Source organism: Kitasatospora sp. NPDC058162, assembly GCF_042884005.1.
Taxonomy (GTDB): Bacteria; Actinomycetota; Actinomycetes; order Streptomycetales; family Streptomycetaceae; genus Kitasatospora.
Genome location: NZ_JBHVUS010000008.1, coordinates 185,236 through 203,285, shown reverse-complemented (window position 1 = coordinate 203,285; position 18,050 = coordinate 185,236). Strand labels below are relative to the sequence as shown.

The 18,050-nt window shown below is 74.6% G+C and carries 20 protein-coding genes and 1 pseudogene; 14 read left to right on the top strand and 7 right to left on the bottom strand.

Going from position 1 to position 18,050, the window contains the following annotated elements; all coding sequences use genetic code 11:
• Positions 1-136: 136 nt before the first annotated feature.
• The 4 genes from ACFVXG_RS18510 (at position 137) to ACFVXG_RS18495 (ending at position 2,080) form a co-directional block, all read left to right on the top strand.
• Complete coding sequence (locus ACFVXG_RS18510; RefSeq protein ID WP_350502810.1) at positions 137-580, top strand: hypothetical protein; 444 nt, start codon at positions 137-139, stop codon at positions 578-580.
• A 66-nt stretch (positions 581-646) separates the two neighbouring features.
• Positions 647-1,147, top strand: coding sequence for a hypothetical protein (locus ACFVXG_RS18505; protein WP_387928770.1), 501 nt, complete (start codon positions 647-649; stop codon positions 1,145-1,147).
• Between the two features lie 33 nt (positions 1,148-1,180).
• The gene (locus tag ACFVXG_RS18500; RefSeq protein ID WP_387928769.1) at positions 1,181-1,477 is read left to right on the top strand and encodes a PRC-barrel domain containing protein; all 297 of its coding nucleotides are present in this window, start codon (positions 1,181-1,183) and stop codon (positions 1,475-1,477) included.
• Between the two features lie 3 nt (positions 1,478-1,480).
• The gene (locus tag ACFVXG_RS18495) at positions 1,481-2,080 is read left to right on the top strand and encodes a type 1 glutamine amidotransferase domain-containing protein (protein WP_387928768.1); all 600 of its coding nucleotides are present in this window, start codon (positions 1,481-1,483) and stop codon (positions 2,078-2,080) included.
• Positions 2,081-2,139: 59 nt separating this feature from the next.
• Here the strand turns inward: ACFVXG_RS18495 and ACFVXG_RS18490 are convergent, their stop codons facing one another.
• The 4 genes and pseudogenes from ACFVXG_RS18490 to ACFVXG_RS18475 all read right to left on the bottom strand — a co-directional run bounded on the left by ACFVXG_RS18490 (position 2,140) and on the right by ACFVXG_RS18475 (position 5,402).
• A complete protein-coding gene (locus tag ACFVXG_RS18490) occupies positions 2,140-2,994 on the bottom strand; it encodes a DNA ligase (RefSeq protein ID WP_387929005.1) in 855 nt (284 codons plus the stop codon).
• Positions 2,995-3,069: 75 nt separating this feature from the next.
• A pseudogene (gene ligD / locus ACFVXG_RS18485) lies at positions 3,070-3,942 on the bottom strand (non-homologous end-joining DNA ligase); the annotation flags it as partial.
• 127 nt (positions 3,943-4,069) lie between these two features.
• On the bottom strand, positions 4,070-4,492 hold the full coding sequence (locus ACFVXG_RS18480; protein WP_387928767.1) for a VOC family protein: 423 nt from the start codon (positions 4,490-4,492) through the stop codon (positions 4,070-4,072).
• A gap of 25 nt (positions 4,493-4,517) precedes the next feature.
• Positions 4,518-5,402, bottom strand: coding sequence for a helix-turn-helix domain-containing protein (locus ACFVXG_RS18475; protein WP_387928765.1), 885 nt, complete (start codon positions 5,400-5,402; stop codon positions 4,518-4,520).
• Positions 5,403-5,536: 134 nt separating this feature from the next.
• Here ACFVXG_RS18475 and ACFVXG_RS18470 point away from each other — a divergent pair, with 134 nt between their 5' ends.
• A complete protein-coding gene (locus ACFVXG_RS18470; protein ID WP_387928763.1) occupies positions 5,537-5,971 on the top strand; it encodes a CBS domain-containing protein in 435 nt (144 codons plus the stop codon).
• 153 nt (positions 5,972-6,124) lie between these two features.
• Here ACFVXG_RS18470 and ACFVXG_RS18465 read toward each other — a convergent pair whose 3' ends face one another.
• On the bottom strand, positions 6,125-7,021 hold the full coding sequence (locus ACFVXG_RS18465; RefSeq protein ID WP_387928762.1) for a helix-turn-helix domain-containing protein: 897 nt from the start codon (positions 7,019-7,021) through the stop codon (positions 6,125-6,127).
• 142 nt (positions 7,022-7,163) lie between these two features.
• On the opposite strand from ACFVXG_RS18465, the gene ACFVXG_RS18460 reads away from it, so the two are divergent.
• Positions 7,164-7,763: a pyridoxamine 5'-phosphate oxidase family protein gene (locus tag ACFVXG_RS18460; protein ID WP_387928760.1), complete on the top strand. Its 600-nt coding sequence runs from the start codon at positions 7,164-7,166 to the stop codon at positions 7,761-7,763.
• Between the two features lie 15 nt (positions 7,764-7,778).
• Here ACFVXG_RS18460 and ACFVXG_RS18455 read toward each other — a convergent pair whose 3' ends face one another.
• A complete protein-coding gene (locus tag ACFVXG_RS18455; RefSeq protein WP_387928758.1) occupies positions 7,779-8,213 on the bottom strand; it encodes a GNAT family N-acetyltransferase in 435 nt (144 codons plus the stop codon).
• A 118-nt stretch (positions 8,214-8,331) separates the two neighbouring features.
• The gene (locus tag ACFVXG_RS18450; protein WP_387928756.1) at positions 8,332-8,727 is read right to left on the bottom strand and encodes a transglycosylase family protein; all 396 of its coding nucleotides are present in this window, start codon (positions 8,725-8,727) and stop codon (positions 8,332-8,334) included.
• Between the two features lie 476 nt (positions 8,728-9,203).
• Between ACFVXG_RS18450 and ACFVXG_RS18445 the strand changes: the two genes are divergently transcribed.
• From ACFVXG_RS18445 to ACFVXG_RS18410, 8 genes are all read left to right on the top strand, one after another.
• The gene (locus ACFVXG_RS18445) at positions 9,204-9,794 is read left to right on the top strand and encodes a universal stress protein (RefSeq protein WP_387928755.1); all 591 of its coding nucleotides are present in this window, start codon (positions 9,204-9,206) and stop codon (positions 9,792-9,794) included.
• A 44-nt stretch (positions 9,795-9,838) separates the two neighbouring features.
• Positions 9,839-10,741, top strand: a complete 903-nt coding sequence (locus ACFVXG_RS18440) for a hypothetical protein (RefSeq protein WP_387928753.1) — start codon at positions 9,839-9,841, stop codon at positions 10,739-10,741.
• Between the two features lie 71 nt (positions 10,742-10,812).
• Positions 10,813-12,267 (top strand): PLP-dependent aminotransferase family protein, encoded by a 1,455-nt coding sequence (locus tag ACFVXG_RS18435; protein ID WP_387928751.1) that lies wholly within the window; start codon positions 10,813-10,815, stop codon positions 12,265-12,267.
• A 236-nt stretch (positions 12,268-12,503) separates the two neighbouring features.
• Entirely contained in the window at positions 12,504-13,013 is a 510-nt protein-coding gene (locus ACFVXG_RS18430) for a hypothetical protein (protein ID WP_387928749.1), read from the top strand.
• A gap of 132 nt (positions 13,014-13,145) precedes the next feature.
• On the top strand, positions 13,146-13,973 hold the full coding sequence (locus tag ACFVXG_RS18425) for a DUF1963 domain-containing protein (protein ID WP_387928747.1): 828 nt from the start codon (positions 13,146-13,148) through the stop codon (positions 13,971-13,973).
• 368 nt (positions 13,974-14,341) lie between these two features.
• Entirely contained in the window at positions 14,342-15,751 is a 1,410-nt protein-coding gene (locus ACFVXG_RS18420; protein ID WP_387928745.1) for a family 2B encapsulin nanocompartment shell protein, read from the top strand.
• A 229-nt stretch (positions 15,752-15,980) separates the two neighbouring features.
• Positions 15,981-17,063, top strand: a complete 1,083-nt coding sequence (locus ACFVXG_RS18415; RefSeq protein ID WP_387928743.1) for a hypothetical protein — start codon at positions 15,981-15,983, stop codon at positions 17,061-17,063.
• A gap of 142 nt (positions 17,064-17,205) precedes the next feature.
• The gene (locus ACFVXG_RS18410) at positions 17,206-17,976 is read left to right on the top strand and encodes a hypothetical protein (protein ID WP_387928741.1); all 771 of its coding nucleotides are present in this window, start codon (positions 17,206-17,208) and stop codon (positions 17,974-17,976) included.
• Positions 17,977-18,050: the final 74 nt, after the last annotated feature.

Genomic DNA, 18,050 nt, shown 5'->3' with positions numbered 1-18,050 from the left:
TCCGCTGCCGGGGAACCCGTCCCCGGCAGGCTGCGCGCCGGGCCCGGGAGCGTCCTAACCTGGAAGGGCGCGCGCGGTGCGTGGCCTGCGGCGGAGGAAGCCCGGGCACAGGAGCCGAAGCACGGGAGAGGTGGCCATGACGGTGATCTCGGCGGCCCTCATCGGCACCGACTGGCGGCCCCGGCTGCCCGGCGGCGCCGAGCTGTTGCGCGAGTGCGCCGCGCGGGGCTGGACGGTCGTGCTGACCGGCCCCGGGCCGGCCGGGGCGCGCGCCCTGACCGTGACCGCCCCCGGCGGTGACCCGGTTCGGGCCGCGCTGGCGCTGGTGGACGGCGCGCCCTCGCACGCGGTGGCCGTCGCCGGGAGCGTGCGCGAGGTGCTGGCGGCGCGGCGGGCCGGGGTGCCCTGCGTCGCCCTGGAGGCCGGCGGGGACGCCGGCCCGCAGCTGAGGGCGGCCGGCGCGGTCGAGGTGCACCGCGACGTCGCCGCCCTGCTGCGCGTCCTGGACGACAGCCTGCTCGCCCGTCCCCGGGCCTTCGGGCGCGTGGCCGCCGCAACCGGCGGCCCCCGGAACGGTTAACGCCGGCCCGTACCGGGCAACCCGCCGGGTGCGAGCACGTCACCGGAAGTGTCGGAGGTGACCGAGATGGACGGACCCGCGTTGAGCGGACGGGAGCGGCGGCTCCTTGAGGAGATCGAGTCCGATCTGCGCCAGGACACGCGCCTCGACCGGAAGTTGAGCACGATGGGGGCCAAGCGGCCGAGCCGGTTCCGGGGCGCCCTGCGCGGCGTCGGGCGCCGGATCCCGACCGGGGTGCTGCTGACCGTGCTGGTGATGACGGCGATCTGCGCGGGCATCGGCGTGCGCACCCCGACCGCCGCCGTACTGACCGCCCTCGGGGTGGTCTGGGCCGCCTCGGTGGCGGCCTCGGTGGCCGCCACGGTGCTGCTGCGGCGGCGCCGGGGAGTGCCCCGGGGCGACGGCGTCGCGGACGGCGCCGGCCCGGACCGGCCGGACGGGCGCGAACGCCGGGAACGCCGCGACCGTCGCGACCGCGGGGAGGGGCGTGACCGCGGGGAGGGGCGTGAAGGCCGTGAACGCGGGGAGGGCCGTGAACGGAGGCCCTGGGACCGCCCCGAGGCGTGACCCGACGGGGGGCCGAACCACCGAGAGGTGCGCATGAGTACCGACCTGTGGGAGTACCGCCCGGGCTCCCACCCCGCCGCCGACCTCAGCCTGGCCGGGTACGAGGTGCAGGCCACCGACGGCCCGCTCGGCCGGGTCGAACAGGACGCCGGTGACCAGCTGACGGTCGACGCCGGACCCTGGGTGCCGGGCACGCGGGTGCTCGTCCCGGTCGGCCTGGTCGCCCGGATCGACCACCTGGACCGCGCCGTCCACCTCGACTGCCCGCGGGCCCGGCTCACCGCAGCCCCGCCGCCCGCCGAGCACTTCACCGCCGACCGCCGGCGCTGAGCCGTGGACCGCCGAACCACGGGCTGGCCCGCCACCACCCTGACCGGCCGGACGATCGCCTTCCTGGTCGCCCCGTACGGGGTCGAACAACAGGAACTGGCCTCGCCCTGGCAGGCGGTCCTCGAGTCCGGCGGCCGTCCGCGGCTGCTCTCCACCGCCCCCGGCCGGGTCCAGGCCGTCCGGCACCGCGAGCCCGGCGACACCTTCGCGGTGGACGGCCTGGTGGCCGACGCGGACCCGGCCGAGTACGACGGGCTGGTGCTGCCCGGCGGCGTCGCCAACCCGGACCGGCTGCGGCTCGACGCGGCGGCCGTCGCCTTCGTCCGGGCCTGCTGCGCCGCCGGCCGCCCGGTCGCGGCGATCTGCCACGCCGCCTGGACGCTGATCGAGGCCGACGCTGTCCGCGGCCGGACGCTCACTTCCTGGCCCAGCCTGCGCACGGACCTGGTCAACGCGGGCGCCCACTGGGTGGACGAGGAGGTGCACGTCTGCCGGGACGGGCCGGGCCCGCTGGTGACCAGCCGCGCGCCGGGGGACCTGCCGGTGTTCGAGGACACGCTGGTCACCGAGTTCGCCCACGCGGCGGCCGCGCGCCGCAAGTGAGCGGCCCGCGAGGGCCGTTCGGGCCCGGCGCGGAGTCGGGGCCGGTGGCCCCGCGCGGGTCAGTCCCCGCGCAGGCGGACGAAGGTGGCGGTGGGCGGGCGGCCGGTGAGGGTGAGTTCGGCGCGCAGCGGGCCGGTGAGCGGGTGCACCTGGCCGTGCTCGGGGTCGACGGCGGGCGGGCCGAGCAGCGGGCCGGCCGCCCGGGCGACCTCCCGGGCCTGTACGGGGGTCAGCTGCGGGCTGGTCAACAGGACGCGGCCGTCGTCGAGTTGGAGCACCAGGGCGTGCGGCCGGGCCACCGGGCCGGTGAGCGCGCGGACGACGGCGTCCTCGGTGTCGCTGCGCCGGTACTTCACCCAGGCCCGCCCCGCGCCGCTCGCCCGGTACGGGGAGGCCGCGGCCTTGCACACCAGGCCCTCCACGCCGGTGTCGGCCAGCCGGGCCATCCACTCCAGCGCCTCCGCCCGGTCGGTGGTGGCCAGGACGGGCTGGATCGGCGGCGGGACGTCGGCCAGGGCGGCCAGCAGCAGGCGGCGCCGGTCGGTGAGCGGGAGGCGCCGGACGTCCCGGCCGGGCAGGGCGAGCAGGTCGAAGGCGATCAGCCCGAGCGCGACGTCCGGGGCGGCGGCCCGGGCCCGGCGGGTGTGCAGTAGCTCCTCGAAGGCGAACCGCCCGGCCCGCCAGGCGACCAGCTCGGCGTCCAGCACCAGCCCCTCGGGCAGCCGGGCGACGGCGGCGGCGATCGGCGGGAACTCCTCGGCGAGGTCGCGGCCGCCGCGGGACTGCAGGAACGCCGGGCGGTCGCCGCGGGCGAAGGCGACGCAGCGGAAGCCGTCCAGTTTCAGCTCGTACTGCACGCCGCCCCCGCCCAGCCCGTCGGCGGGCGGCACGGCGCCGACCGCGGCCGGGCGCATCACTTCGACGGGCGGGTGCAGCACCTGCCGAGGCTGGGCGGTGGCGGGCGGGGCGGAGGCCGGCGACCCGGTGGCGGCGGGCAGCGGCCGGGCCCGCTCCGGGTCCAGCAGCGGCGCGAACAGGTCGCCGTGCGCCGCCAGCCGGCCCGGCAGCTCGGCGAGGGTGAAGACCAGCTCCGCCTCCCCGCGGGCCCCCTCCAGCTCCGCCCAGGACAGCGGCGCGGAGACCGTCGGCAGCGGCCGGGCGCGCAGGGTGTACGGGGCGGCGGTGGTCTTCTTGGCGTTGTTCTGCGACCAGTCGACCAGCACCCGGCCCCGCCGCCGGGCCTTGGCCATGGTGTGCACCACCAGCTCCGGGTGCTCCGCCTCCAGGGCGGCGGCCAGGGCCTTCGCGTACCCGGAGACCTCGGCGCTCGGCGTGGGCTCGATCGGCACCAGCAGGTGCAGGCCCTTGGAGCCGGAGGTCTTCACCCAGGCCGACAGGCCGTCCGCGGCCAGCCGCTCGCGCAGCAGCAGCGCCACCGCCCGGCAGGTGAGCACGTCGGCGCCCTCACCCGGGTCGAGGTCCAGGACCAGCCGGTCGGCCAGCCCGGGCGCGGCGGCGTGCCACTGCGGGACGTGCAGCTCCAGGCAGCCCAGGTTGGCGACCGCGAGCAGCGCGGCGCCGTTCTCCAGCACCACCTGGCGCAGCTCGCCGGCGGTGCTCGGCACGTCCACGGTGCGCACCCAGTCCGGGGTGCCCGGCGGCGGGTTCTTGGCGACGAACACCTCCGCCTCGACGCCGTCCGGGCAGCGCAGGAAGGAGACCGGGCGGTCCCGCAGGTGGGGGAGCAGGGCGGTGTGCACGGCGGCGTAGTAGCGCAGCACGTCGCCCTTGAGGGTGCCGATGCTCGGGTAGTACACCTTGTCGAGGTGGGACAGGGCGAGGGTGCGTCCGTCCACCGTCATCTGCGGCACGGTCGTCTCCGAAGGCTGCTGCGGGTGGCCCCCGCAAGCCAGTCTGCCCCGCCGTCGCCGCCACCGCCCGGGACGGCGGCGGGGTGCGGGCGTGCAGCCGCTCCACGGGGGGTCGGTGTCACGACGGGGACGGGACGGGCCGGGGCGCGCCCGGGTAGGTGCCGAAGTACCAGTGGTTGCCCTCCGGGTCCGCGGCCGCGAAGTCGCGCGAGCCGTAGTCCGTCTCGGTCAGCCCGGTGGTGATCCGGGCCCCGGCGGCGACGGCCCGGGCGTGCACGCCGTCCGGGTCGGCGGTGACCACGTACGCGCTGAACGTGCCCGGCTCGCCCCGCCACTGGCCCGGCGCGGTCTCGCGCACCGAGCCGAGCATCACGCCGCCGCCCTCCGGCCAGGCCAGCTCCGCGTGCGACACGAAGTCGCCCTCCCCGTAACTGACCACCTCCTGGAAGCCGAAGGCCTCCGACAGGAAGCGGATCAGCGCGCGGGCGTCGGTCGCGCGCAGGGTGGGCCAGACCTGCGGGGCAGGGGTCTCGGTGTCCATGACTCTCACTCCTCGGGTGGGGTGGTTACGCCTCCCACTCTGCGGCCCCGCCCACCGCCCCGCCTTGGACGTTTCGGAACTTGCCCTCCTCCGGCCCCTCCGCCGCCAGCCAGGCGCTCGGCGCCGCCCCCGCCAGGGCGCGGAACTCCCGGGCCAGGTGCGCCTGGTCGAAGTAGCCGCAGCGGACCGCCAGTTCCGCCAGCCGGGGCGGCGGCGAACCGGTGGCCAGCAGGTGCCGGGCCCGGTCGAAGCGGATCACCCGGGCGGCGGCCTTCGGGGTGAGGCCCGTCTCCCGGCGGAACCGCTCCTGGAGGTGCCGGGCGCTCCAACCGGTCTCCCGGGCCAGCTCCGCCACCGGCAGCGCCCCGCCGCTGCGCCGCAGCGCCCGCCAGGCCCAGCCCACCTCCGGCGGCACCAGCCCGGACGGCCGGGCGGCCCGCAGCAACGCCCCGTCCAGTACGGCGAACCGCTCCGTCCAGCCGTCGGCGGCGAGCAGCCGCTCCCGCAACTCCGGGCCGAGCCGCCCGAGCACCTCCTCCGCCGGGAGGTCGATCCCGGCCAACTCCCCGGCGGGCAGCCCGAACAGCGCCCGGGCGGCGAGCGGGTGCACCGCGATCTGCACCCCGGACTGGGCACCCTCGTGGGTGATCAGCGCGGGGGAGGTGTGCAGCCCGCCGAGCAGCGTCGGGTAGCTGCCCGGCGGCTGCGCCGGGTCGGGGTGGCCGGCGATCACCAGCGGCTCGTCCAGGGTGAGGATGAAGGTCAGGTACGGGGAGGGCAGGCCGCGGTGCACGGCCGGGGCCAGGCCGCGCTGGCGGTAGCCGGAGTACCAGGCCACGTACGGGCGCAGCGCCGTCGCGGGCCGGGCGCGGACGGCCTCGTCGACCGCCCCGGTGGCTTGCGTCGTCACGGCTCCCAGTATCGGCGCCCGCGGTCGCGGGCGGGAGCGGGGTCGCTTACGGTGAGGGCACGGTCACCCCGGGAGGGGCGCGGTGCGCCGCCGGGGGATGGCCGCCGGGGGGCAACACCGACGAAGGAGTCCCCGTGACCACTGCCCGAGACATCATGCACACCGGCGCCCAGTGCATCGGCGCCCACCAGACCCTGGACGAGGCCGCGCGGATGATGCGCGAGAAGAACGTCGGCGCGCTGCCGATCTGCGGCGACGACCAGAAGCTCCACGGCATCATCACCGACCGCGACATCGTGGTGCGCTGTCTCGCCGAGGGCAAGGACCCGGCCACCATGACGGCCATCGAACTGGCCGGGCACCTGCACTGCGTGCGGGCCGACGACAGCATGGACATCGTGCTCAAGAAGATGGAGCAGCACCAGATCCGGCGCATCCCGGTGATCGACGGGGAGCGGCTGGTCGGCATGATCAGCGAGGCGGACCTGGCGATGGGCCACCGCGAGGGCCACCGGCTGACGGACCAGCAGATCATCGAGTTCATGGACAGCGTCTACCTGAAGCGGTGACGCGCTCCCGCCCTGCGCGCAGCCCCGTCCGAGCGCCTGTGACCGGCCGGTCCCCCCGCACCGGCCGGGCCTTCCGAGGATGCCGGACGGGGCCCGCGCGCGTCTTGTAAAAACGCGCAGCCCGCAGCCCGCAGGCCTGGGGAACGGCGCCGGTCAGTCCGCGTCGAGCACGGCGCTGGTGACCCGCCCGAGGACCCGGTCGGCGGGCTGCCGGGCGTCGGCCGAGCGGCGGGAGGCCAGGAACTCGCGCGGCGAACGGCCCACCATGGCACGGAAGGTGCGGTCCAGGTGGGACTGGTCGTAGTAGCCGCAGAGCGCGGCCAGGTCGGCGCCGGCGAACCGCCCGTCCGGGTCGGTGAGCAGCCGCAGCGTCCGCTGCAGCCGCAGGATGCCGGCCGCCTGCTTGGGAGCCAGCCCGAGCTGCGCGCGGAACCGCAGTTCCAGTCGGCGCCGGCTCCAGCCGGTGCCCTCCACCAGGGTGCGCACCGGCACCCGCCCGTGCGAGCGCCGCAGTTGCTGCCAGGCCCAGCGGACGTCCGGCTCCCAGGGCGGGCCGTCGGCGAACAGCGCGCCGAAGTGGGCGTCCAGCAGGGCGAACCGGGCGCACCAGCCGGGGGCGTCGGCCAGCCGGGCCGCCAGCGTGCCCAGTCGGGGGCCCAGCACGTCCCCGGCCTCGGCCCACTGTCCGCCGAGCTCCCCGGCCACCGGCCCGAAGGCCCGGAAGGCGCCGTGCGGGGTGAGCGAGACGGCCAACCCGTGCAGCAGGCCGCCGTGTTCGGCGATCGTGGCGGTGCGGCGCAGCCCGGCTGCGACCGAGCCCAGGGAGGCGGCGAGGGCGGGTGACAGGGCGTCGGTGAGCCGCATCCGGCCCTCGAAGGCCAGCGCCACCGTGACCACGTCGGTGGGCACCTCCAGCCGTCGCTGCGGGCGGTCCAGGTCCATCCGGTAGCCGCGGTAGTCCAGGACGTAGCGGCGCAGTGGCGCGGCGGGCAGGCCGAGCACCGTCTCCGGTTCGGTGGTCGGGAGGGGGTGGAGGGTGTCCTGGGCCATCTCAACTCCCCTGCTCGGCCCGGCGGGTGGCAGCTGCGAGGGATCATCCTAGGCGGCCGGTCCGGCCCCGGCCGGGCCGGACACCGTCTCATGGGCTGGATTTTCCTTTCTCGGAGGGCGAGATACGGGCACAATTGCGCACATGGGAAAGCAGTACGAAAGCATCGACGGCCGGCTGCGGCAGTTCATCGAACGCCAGCCCGTCTACTTCGTCGCGACCGCGCCGCTGGCCGCCGACGGGCACGTCAACCTCTCGCCCAAGGGGCGCTCCGGCACCCTCGCGATCATCGACGAACTCACCCTCGCCTACCTGGACTTCGGCGGCTCGCAGGCCGAGACCATCGCCCACCTGCGGGAGAACGGCCGGATCACCCTGATGTGGTGCGCCTTCGACGGCCCGCCCAACGTGGTCCGGGTGCACGGCCGCGGCGAGCCGGTCTTCCGCGACGACCCGCGTTTCGCCGACCTGCTCGCCCACTTCGAGCCCGGCGCGGACGGATCGGGCCTGCGGGCGATCGTGCTGGTCCGGGCCGAGCGGGTCAGCGACTCCTGCGGGTACGCCGTGCCGTTCATGGACTACCGGGCCGACCGCGACCTGCACGTCCAGTACTTCGACCGCAAGGGCGAGGAGGAGTTCGGCGCCTACTGCGAGCGCAAGCCCCTCGTCGTCACCAGCATCGACGGCCTGCCCGGCCTCCCGCTGCCGCTCCCCGACCGGCCGGCCCGCAACGTCGCGCGCTGATCCGCCGGACAGGGCCTAACCGGCCTCCCCGCCGAGGATCATCAGCTTCTGCGGGTCCGGGAACGGCACGAACCCGGCCTTCGCGTACAGCCCGTGGGCGTCCACGGTGGAGAGCAGCAGCCGCTTGAGCGCGTACGGCCGCAGCTCCTCCACCACCGCCTCGGCGAGCCAGCCGCCCAGCCCGCGGCCCCGGTGCGCCTCGTCCACGTACACGTCGCACAGCCAGCCGAAGGTGGCGTAGTCGGTCACCACCCGGGCGAACGCCACCTGCCCGGCGTCCGGCGCGTACACCCCGAAGACCAGTGACCCGCGCACCGACCGCTCCACGACCTCCCGGCTGCGGCCGAGCGCCCAGAAGGCACCGGTGGAGAGCCAGTGGTGCAGCAGGTCGACGTCGATGCGGGCGGGGTCGGTGGAGAGTTCGTAGCCGTCCTCGCGAAGGGTGATCATGAGGCGGCATGGTAGTCACCCAGAGGACGAAAGCCACCCCGATTTCCCGGTGACGCGACGAAGCCGCCGCACCCCTCGGGGGTGCGGCGGCTTCGTGCGTGTGCGGGTGGCGGCGGGCTTACTTGCCCAGGCCGGCCTTGACGGAGCAGATCGGCCAGGCGCCGGGGCCCTGGGCGGCGAGGACCTTCTCGCCGATGGAGATCTGCTGGTCCTTGGTGGCCAGGTCGGCGCGCGGGGCGAAGGAGGTGCCGCCGAAGGCCGCCCAGGTGCTGGAGGTGAACTGCAGGCCGCCGAAGAAGCCGTTGCCGTTGTTGATGGCCCAGTTGCCGGTGGCCTCGCAGGAGGCGACCTTGTCCCAGACCGACGCCGGCGCGGCGGAGGCGCTGGTGGCCGTGACGAGGCCGGCCACCGGCAGGGCGGTGAGCGCCCCGGCCATCAGAGCCATCCGGACGCGGTTGCGGCGCTTCGGGGTGGCAGTGGTGGCGGCAGCGGCAGTCTCGTTACGGAAGGTCATGCGGTTCCTTTCGGAGGGGGTGTGCGAGCGTGCGGAACCAGGCCCTCGGAAGGCCGTCGGTTTCGGGGACACATCGCTCGCGCGGTCCGGCACCGTTCCTGCCCGGGGGCGGTGAGGCCCGGCCGGAGCGGAATCGCTCGGTGCAACGAGTTCGAAGGTACGGGGGTGGTCGTGGCGGTTTCAAGGATTCGCAGGTTTGGGCACGTCAGAGGCCTGTTACCGCAGGTAGCGATCACGAAAATCAGGTGATTTAGCCCGTTTTGCCGCTATTTCCAAGATCAAATCACGCCCGGAAGTGGCCCCCGTCACCGCAGCGGCCGTGTGAGGCCGCGCACATCGTCGACAGCGCGTGACGACCCGCCCGCCCCGGGTGCCGAAGCGGCGCCCCCGCGGGCCTGGCCGGGTGGCCCGCGCCACAGCCCTCACCCGGAGTGCCCCCGCCGTCCACTCCCGGTGGCGGGCATAGCCTTCGGGCCATGAGCAATGACAGCGACGCGGCCGACGCCGGGGCCGTCGAGGGCGCGGGCCGCCCGGCCGGCGCGGACCACCGGGGGCAGGGGCAGGGCGGGGCCGACGGGTCGCGCGGGGAGTATGGGCGGCACGAGCCGGCCGTCGCGCCGAGCGGCTTCGAGCTGGGGACCGACGGGCCGAAGGTGATCCTGGCCGGCCTGGACGGCTCCGACTCCTCCTGGCGCGCCACCGCCTACGCCGCCGGACTGGCCCGCCGGCAGGGCGCCCTGCTGGCCGTGGCCTACATCCAGCCGATACTCGGCGCCGCGACCGCTCTGGCCGGGGCCGCCGTCGAGGAGACCACCCAGGAGATCGCCGACGAACTGCTGGCCGCGCTGCGCGAGGCCGAGCACCGGGTGAGCGAGGTGTGGAAAGTGGAGTGGCGCTTCCTGACCATGCGCGGTGACCCTTACACCGGCCTCGCCAAGCTCGCCGACGAACTGCGCGCCGACGCCGTGGTGGTCGGCGTCTCCGAGCAGGCCGGGCACAAGGTGATCGGCTCGGTCGCCGTCCGGCTGGTCAAGGCGGGGCGCTGGCCGGTCACCGTCGTTCCGTAGGCCGGTGCGGTACGGGCTCGGCCGGGCCGCTATCCTCCGCTCTCATGATCGAGATCACGGGGGTCCGGGCCGAGCCTGGCGGCATCGCCACGCTGCGGTTCGAGGACGGCAAGTTCCACGTCGAGCCGGAGAAGAAGCAGGAGGAGGGGCAGGAGGGGGAGAAGAAGTCGCGCACCAGCCTGGGCGAGTGGGTCCTCGGGACGGGAGGCGTCGCCTTCCTGTTCTTCCTGCTGATGCTCGGGGTCGGCGTCCTGGGCGAGAAGCTGCACGTGCCGCCGAAGGTCGCGAACGCGATCGTCTACATCGCCGTCGGCAGCCTCGGCCTCATGTTCCTGTGCTTCGCCCTGTACTGGATCGGGACGAAGATCGCCGAGGTCATCGGCGTGGTCGGCCTCGTCTTCTCCTTCTTCGCGTTCCTCTTCTCCTTCTTCCGGAGCAGTAAGGACAGCACCCCGGCCCCGACCCCGTCCGCGGCCCCGAAGCCGTGGTCGCTGTCGGTCGAGCGGATCGCCGGGATCGACTACCAGCAGATCGACCCGCAGGGCGGACTGCGCGCCACGCTGCGCATGTCGGACAACTCGCTCGCCCACTTCACCGCGCCGGGCGAGATCGGGCCGCGGCTCTACCAGGCCTTCGACCAGCTCTTCCGCCCGGGTGCGCAGCAGGCCGTCCCGCAGGCCGCGCCCCAGCCCGTTCCGCAGGTCGCGCCGCAGCCCGTTCCCCAGCCCGTTCAGGTTCAGCAGGCCGTCCCGCAGCCGGCCCCGCAGTACCAGGCGCCGCCGCCCGGCTACGGGCAGCCGAACCCCTACGGCCAGCCGGTTCCGTACGGCCAGCCCGCGCCGTACGGGCAGCCTGCCCAGCAGTACGGCCAGCCCGCGCCGTACGGGCAGCCCGCCCAGCCGTACGGCCAGCAGTACGGCCAGGCGAACCCGTACCAGCAGGGCTGACGGCCGGGGCCGAACCGGGCGGGCCGACCGCCCGCAGGGCGGCGCCGTGGCGACGGGTAGGGTGCGTGACCATGACGGAGACGTCGGGCGCGCACCCCACCGAGCCGGCCCACCCGACCGGTAACGACCTGCACCTGGACCTGCCCGCCACCGGCGGCCGCCGCGCCGCACTGATGGCCGCGCTGCGCGAGGCGATCCGCAGCGGCAGACTCGCGCCCGGCACCCGGCTACCGCCCTACCGGGCCCTCGCCGCCGACCTCGGCCTGGCCCGCAACACCGCCGCCGAGGCCTACGCCGAACTCGTCGCCGAGGGCTGGCTCACCGCCCGCCAGGGCTCCGGCACCACCGTCGCCGAGCGCGCCGCACCCGTCCCGCCCGCCAAGGCCCGCCGCCCCGCGCGACGGCCCGGACCGGTGCACGACCTGCGCCAGGGCCAGCCCGACGCCGCCTCCTTCCCCCGCACCGCCTGGCTGGCCGCCGCCCGCCGGGCCCTCACCGCCGCACCCAACGAGGCCTTCGGGCCGGGCGACCCCCAGGGCCGGCCCGAACTGCGCACCGTCCTCGCCGACTACCTCGCCCGCGCCCGCGGCGTGCGCACCGACCCCGACCGGATCGTGGTCTGCTCCGGCTTCGCCCACGCGTTGCGCCTGCTCTTCGACGGTGCCGCGCCCGTCCTGCCGCCTGCCGAGCAGGGGCCGCTGGCCGTCGAGGCGTACGGACTGGGCTTCCACCGCGGGCTGCTGGCCGCCGCCGGCGTCACCGCCCTTCCCCTGCCGATCGACGAACAGGGCGCCCGGATCGAGGAGTTGGCCCGGCACCCGGAGGCCCGCACGGTCCTGCTCACCCCCGCCCACCAGTTCCCGACCGGCGGCCCGCTGCACGCCGGGCGCCGCGCCGCCGTGATCGACTGGGCCCGCGGACGCGGCGGACTCGTCCTGGAGGACGACTACGACGGGGAGTTCCGCTACGACCGCCAGCCGGTCGGCGCCCTCCAGGGCCTCGACCCCGACCGGGTCGTCTACCTCGGCAGCGCCAGCAAGAGCCTCACCCCCGCGCTGCGCCTCGGCTGGATGGTGCTGCCGGACCACCTGGTCGACCGGGTGCTCGCGGCCAAGGGCGAACGCGAGGCCTGGGCCAGTGCCCTGGACCAGCTGACCCTCGCCGAGTTCATCGACTCCGGCGGCTACGACCGCCACCTGCGCCGGATGCGGCGCCGCTACCGGGACCGCCGGGACCAGCTGGTGGCCGCACTGGCCGCCCGGGCCCCGCACATCGAGGTGTCCGGCATCGCGGCCGGTCTGCACGCCGTCCTGAGGCTCGCCCCCGGTACCGAGCGCTCGATCCTCAAGGCCGCGACCTACCGCGGCCTGGCCGTGGAGGGGCTCGCCGACTACCGGCACCCGGCGGCCGACCCTGGGGCGACGCCCGCCGTCGACGGCCTGGTGGTGGGCTACGCCACCCCGCCGGACCACGCCTGGCCGGCCGCGCTCGGGGCGCTGTGCGACATCCTGCCGGCACCGGCCTGAGCGGGGCTCGCCTGCACGGGGCTCGCCTGAGCGGGGCGTTCAGGAGCAGGGCGTTCCGGAGTAGGGCGTTCCGGAGCAGGGCCGGAGGATGAGCGGCGAAGCATAGGCCACCGGAGGTTCCGCCGGGCCGGAACACGGACGGTCGGCCCCCGGCGTCCGCCCGCCGCTCGTACGCCCGTACGGCTTCGCGCCGAGGAGCGCGGCCCGGGCGGTGCCGCCCCCTACGCTCCATGGACATGCGCAGAACACATCTGAGCCGTGCCGCGCTCGCCGTGGTCCCGGCCCTCGCCGCCGGTCTGCTGCTGTCCGCGGCGCCCGCCCAGGCCGACAGCCCGCTGCCCCTGACGGCCGTCTCCGACCATCAGACCACCGGCCGGGGAGGTGAGTTCACGCTGACCCTGACGCTCACCAACCCGTACGACACCCCGATCCAGTTCGTCTACCAGAGCGTCCAGCAGACGTACGACACCAGCCTGGAGAAGGGGCTCAAGTTCACCGCCACCGCCTGCGGCGCCCAGACCAACGGCTGCAGCGACAACGTGCACGGCGGCATCGCCCGCTACGACGTCCCGCTCGCCCCCGGCGCCAGCAGCAGCTTCACGGTCACCTACACCGTGGCCCCGGACTCGGCCTGCGGACCGGGCGTCCGGATCGACTTCTACTCGTACCTGTACTACGAGTACAAGGGCGGCCTGGCCAACAACTCCGGCATCCTGGGCGTCCCCGGCACCCAGGTCGCCTGCTGACGCGGACTCTTCGCACCAGGCGCGGCCCCGCGCGGCCGCATCCCCCCGTACACCCGTCAGGTGCCGGCCACCCCCGTACCGGCACCTGACGGGCCTTCCGTGCTTGTCGGACCCGGGTGACAGGATCGGCCCATGCCCGACTACGCATGGATGCCCTACCAGCCCGGCCCCGACGACGACCTGCCGATGCCGGACGGGCTCCGCATCGCCCTGGAGAAGCAGGTGGGCCCGGAGCACACCGCCCGGGTCGGCGGGCTGCTGCGGCCCTCACTGGAGCTGCGCCGGGATGTCGTCGAGGACGTCACTGAGGAGAACGCCGAGGGCGCGCCCGGCTGGACGCCGGTCGGCCGGACCGGCGGACCCGCCGCACTGCCGCCCGGCGTCGACTGGCCCCAGGGCGACGGCCACCCGATGGAGCTGCTCGCCCAACTCGACTGCGCCCGGCTGGCGGAGGCCTTCCGGGCGGGGAGCGGCGGGCACTGGCCGCTGCCGGACGAGGGCCTGCTGCTGTTCTTCCACGACTCCATGCCCGCCGATCTCGACGGCGAGAGCTGCCTGGTGCTGCACGTCCCGTCCGGCTCGCCGGAGCGTCCGGCCCCGCCGGACCCGGACGGGATCGAGCCGTTGCCCGGCCGACCGGTCCGGGCACGCTGGACGCTGTCGGCGCCCTCCTACCTGGAGGACGAGCTGAGGGAGCTCTTCGCGGGCGACTACCTGGTGTCCATGGGCGTCTCGGACGCCTGCCGCGAGCACCTCGGCGGCGCCGACCTCCGACTCCTCGGCTGGTGCGACAGCGACAACACCACGCGTCCGGACGGGCATCGGCCGCTGCTCCAGGTCGAGGCCTCGGCGGTGGACGCGTGCTGGGGCGAGCTCGTCAACGTGTCGGTCTGGATCACCGAGGAGGACCTGGCCGCGGGCCGCTTCGACCGGGTGCGGCACGGTCTGGAGGTCGCCTGAGCGGTGTGCCGGGTTGACGGCCGTCCGTCGTGGGGGAGGGCGGGGAGCGGGGTCGGGTCGGGGCGGGTGGGCGCGCGGGGCACGGGGTGCGCGGGCGCGAACGGATGTTCCGGTGGCGATGGCGCCGATGGGGGTGGATCACCGGAGATTCACCCTATCGGGGGGTAGTGGGCCGCCGTACGGGCTCCGTCGGGTTCTGGTGATCTAGGGTTCCGGATGGGCCGCCGGGCGATGGCGGTCGTGCTCTCGAAACTCGCCAACTTCCCCACCAGTTCGCGGATCTGATGATCCGTTGCGGAGCGCGCCCCAGGACGGAGCGGTATCGCCCTGCCTGCGTGATCCGACCACACGAATGGAGACCCCTGCCGATGCCCGTGGACACGACGAGCCCGGAGACACAGCAGGACCGGCAGCAGAGCCTCGCGACGGCCGCTGCCCGCAATCTTGCCACCACGACCAAGTCCGCCCCGCAGATGCAGGAGATCACCTCCCGCTGGCTGCTCAAGGTGCTCCCGTGGGTCGAGGCCCACGGTGGTGCGTACCGGGTCAACCGACGGCTCACCTACACCGTCGGCAACGGCGTGGTGGAGTTCATCAAGACCGGCTCCCAGGTCCGGGTGATCCCGCAGGAGTTGGGCGAGCTGGCCCTGCTGCGCGGCTACGAGGACGAGGAGGTGCTGACCGCCCTCGCCGACCGCTGCCAGCAGCGCGACTTCGGCCCGGGCGAGGTGCTCACCACCCAGGGCGAGGCGGCCGACCGGATCTTCCTGATCGCGCACGGCAAGATCAACAAGATCGGCACCGGCAAGTACGGCGACGAGACCGTGGTCGGCGTGGCCGGTGACGGCGACCGCTTCGGCGACGACTCGCTGCTGAACCCGGACGCCGTCTGGGAGTACACCGCGAAGACCGCCACCTCCGGTGTCGCGCTCACCCTGAGCCGGGACGACTTCGCCCGCATCCGGGACAACGCCCCCAGCCTCCAGGCGCACCTGGAGGAGTTCCTGACCCTGCCGCTGCAGGCGCAGAACGAGCGCGGCGAGGCCGAGATCGCCATGTCGGCCGGCCACCACGGCGAGTACGAACTCCCCGGCGCCTTCGTGGACTACGAGCTCAAGCCGCGCGAGTACGAGCTGAGCGTCGCGCAGACCATCCTCAAGGTCCACACCCGGGTCGCGGACCTGTACAACCAGCCGATGAACCAGATCGAGCACCAGCTCCGGCTGACCATCGAGGCCCTGCGCGAGCGCCAGGAGCACGAGATGATCAACAACCCGGAGTTCGGCCTGCTCAACAACGCCGACTTCGACCAGCGGATCCAGACCCACTCCGGCCCGCCCACCCCGGACGACCTGGACGAGCTGCTCAACCGCCGCCGCGACCCCGACTACCTGCTGGCCCACCCCAAGGCCATCGCCGCGATCGGCCGCGAGTTCAACGCCCGGGGCATCTACCCGCACCACGTCGACCTCGGCGGGCAGCAGGTGCCGGCCTGGCGCGGGGTGCCGATCCTGCCGTGCAGCAAGATCCCGATCACCAAGGAGAACACCAGCTCGATCCTGGTGATCCGTACCGGTGAGGACAACCAGGGCGTCATCGGCCTGCACCAGACCGGTCTGCCGGACGAGTACCAGCCCTCGCTCTCGGTCCGCTTCATGGGGATCGACGAGAAGGCGATCATCTCCTACCTGGTCAGCGCCTACTACTCCTGCGCGATCCTGGTGCCGGACGCGGTCGGTGTGCTGGAGAACGTCGAGATCGCCCACCGCCGCCACTGAGCCCGCAGAACGGCGGGCGCGGGCCGTAACCGGTCGGCGCGAAGATCGTTTCACCTGATGACGGACGGCCCGCCCCGGAGGCGGGCCGTCCGCCTGATCGCGTCTGAATACGCATGGTCGTACCCGATCGGTCCTGATCCGGACTTCGACCAGTGCTGCCTGTTTCCGTCGGCTGATCAGACCGATTCCTTCCGTCCTCACCAGGCGACCCGAGAGGTGTGTGGAGCCCATGCCGCAGCGTCGGCAGTTCCGACGGATACCGCGGCACCGCGGCGGGGGCGCGCTCCCCGGGCGACGGATGCGGCTGATCGGCGCGGCGGTCGGCGTGGTGGCGATGTGCGCCCTGGTCGGCGGCGCCACCGCCTCCGGCGCCGAACGCCCCGGCGGACACCCGCACGGGCCGGCCGTCGACACCTGCGTGTGCACCGGGACGGACGTGTCGACCACGGTGGGCCCGGGCGGCAGCGTGGACGTCGGCGTGGACGTGGACGTCCAGGTCGGCGTCACCGTCGCCCCCGACGTCGGCCGGCACCACGGGCCCAGGCCACCGCACGACCACCGCCACTGCCACCCGTCACCCGCGGCGGCGCCGCTGCCGGCGGTGCCCTCGCCCTCCGGCACGGCCGGACTCCGGCCGGAACCGGGGCGGCCGGTCGACGACGGGTACGGCGACGGGTACGGCGACGACGAGGGGCGGGGGGAGCACGGGGGGCACGGGGGGTATCACCACCACCATCACCACCATCACCATCCGCACCCCTGCCCGAGCCCCACCCCGACGCCCACGCCGACTCCCACCCCCACGCCGACTCCGACGCACACTCCCACTCCGACGCCGACGCACACCCCGACGCCGACGCCGACCCCCACGCCGTCCCCGACCGCGGCGCCCCCGAGTCCGACCCCGGACCCCACCCCGCCGCCGTCACCCCCGGCACCCGCGTCTCCGCCGCCGCCCGCCCCCGCGCCGGCCGTACCGCCCCCGGCGGTGCCCGTCGCGCCCGCGGCTCCGGCGCCCGCGGTACCCGCTCCGCAGCCGCCTCCGCCCGTGGCGGTACCGGTACCGGCGGTGCCCGCCGTGGTGGCACCCAGCCCCGTGCCGCCGAGCCCGGTCCGGCCGAGCCCGCCCTGGCCCTCGCCGTCGGCGTACCCGGTGTTCAAGGCGCGGGTCGGTCATCCGGCGACGGTCGCCCAGCACCACCACGGCGCCTCGACGACCACCACGATGCTGCTGATCACCGTTCCCGCGGTGCTGGCGGCGGCGTCGCTGCGCCCGGGTCGGGGCCGGGGCCGCGGTCGCTCCGGATCGTGACGGCCTTCCGGGCTGCCCCGGGCCTGAACCGGCCCTGAACCGGACCTGATCCGGCCCCGACCGTTCCCGGGCCCGACCGCCGAGTCGGGCCCCTGATTTCCCCTTTTTCACGTCACAAGCCAAGCCAGAGAAGGGAGTTCCCATGTCCGAGTGGGTGGCGCTGATCATCGCCTTGGCGGCGGCCTGTGCCGTTGTGTTGGCGGTGGTCGTGCTGCGGCGACGTGGCACGGGCGTCGTCGAGAACACCGACGAGACGCCGGACGTCATCGAGTACATCACCATGATGATCGGAGTGGTCTACGCGATCGTCCTCGGTCTCGCCATCGCGGGTGTCTGGGAGGCGCGCGGCGCCGCCCAGGACGACCTGTTCCGTGAGGCGCAGTCGCTGCGGGAGGTGAGCGACCGGGCGGTGGTCTACCCGGTCGAGTTCCGCGACCAGGTCCGGGCCGACGTCGACGCCTACGTCACCTACGTGGTGACGGTCGAGTGGGACTACATGGGCCAGAACGGCGAGATCACCGACAAGGGCACCCAGTTGCTGGACAAGATCCAGACCGAGGTGGTGTCCCGGGCGCCGGCCTCGGAGCTGGAGGCCCAGGCCTACCAGCCGATCACCGACCGGATCAGCCAGGCCTCCGACGCCCGCAACCAGCGCGGCCAGAACGCCGGGCCGACCATGCCCGGCGTGGTGTGGTTCGGGCTGGTCGGCGGGGCGGTGGTGACCATCGGCATGCTGTTCGCGCTGCAGATCCAGCGCACCCCGAGGGAGTTGGTCCTGGCGGCCTGCTTCAGCGTGCTGATCGCCTTCCTGCTGTTCATGATCTGGGACTTCGACGATCCGTTCGCCCGGAGCGTCTCGGTCACCACCCAGCCGTTCACGGACCTCTTCCCCTCGCTCAACCTGAAGAGCTGAACCGGAGCGGACGCCGGTGGTCCCGAAACGGGGCCACCGGCGTCGACGTTCAGGTGTCCACCGGCTGGACCGCC